General features: G+C 55.2%; 1 protein-coding gene. It reads right to left on the bottom strand.

The window, feature by feature from the left end; all coding sequences use genetic code 11:
- Positions 1-334: 334 nt before the first annotated feature.
- Positions 335-768 (bottom strand): M24 family metallopeptidase (locus D3227_RS40505; RefSeq protein WP_147377845.1); only part of this gene is annotated, 434 nt, incomplete at its 5' end.

The raw sequence follows: 768 nt of genomic DNA, 5'->3' as shown, positions 1-768 counted from the left end.
GGTCCCGGCATGCGATCAAGCATCAAAATGCCCACGGGCGCTCCGTGGAACGCCAGTCGAGGCCTCACCCAGGATGGCCAGCGCTTTTGTTGGATATGAGGAAAATCAGTCATATGTTGTCATCCTTTGGCAGGTTGTCATAGTATCACGCGGCCTTAGCTGAATTCCTGCTACGATGGCCGCGTTATGGCCGGACTTCTGCACCTCTTCCGAACCGCGGTCATTATCGCGACGCTTATAGCTCGCTGGGCTGCAGTGGTAATATTGCCGCAGCCTGACGGTGCCTCATGTCGGAGATCGAATTTGCGTTGCGCGGCATCCCAATCCATAAAAGTCAGCAATTTACCAGCAGGTCGCGTGACATGTTGCTCAGCGACTTCGCGCCATTATCAGTCACGCGAACGGTTTCGCTGAAGATGTAACCTTCGGCCTTTTCAAAGATACCAATAAGCAGGTGGAAGGTCATGTTGGCCTGAAGCACGGTCTCATCGCCCTCCTGGAAGCTCGGGCCGCCGTCTACCCAATCGATGCCTATCGAGTATCCAATTCTGGATTCTTTTCGCACGCCTCGAGGTCCAAATTCGCGTCGAAAAGCTTGCTCCACGTCACTGCTCGTCACCCCAGCCCGCATAGCTTCAAAGGCAGCTAGGAAACCGTCAAGGCACGCTTGGTGCACGTGCCGCGATCTAGCGGTCGGTTCTCCCAAAAATACCGTTCGCGACAATGCGCAGCAATATCGGTGACGGACGGCGCCGAGTTCGAAATTCG

This window comes from Mesorhizobium waimense (genome assembly GCF_003601975.1).
In the GTDB taxonomy this organism is placed as follows: Bacteria; Pseudomonadota; Alphaproteobacteria; order Rhizobiales; family Rhizobiaceae; genus Mesorhizobium; species Mesorhizobium waimense.
The sequence above is the reverse complement of the archived record's forward strand: the minus strand, read 5'-3'. Positions and strand labels throughout refer to the sequence as shown.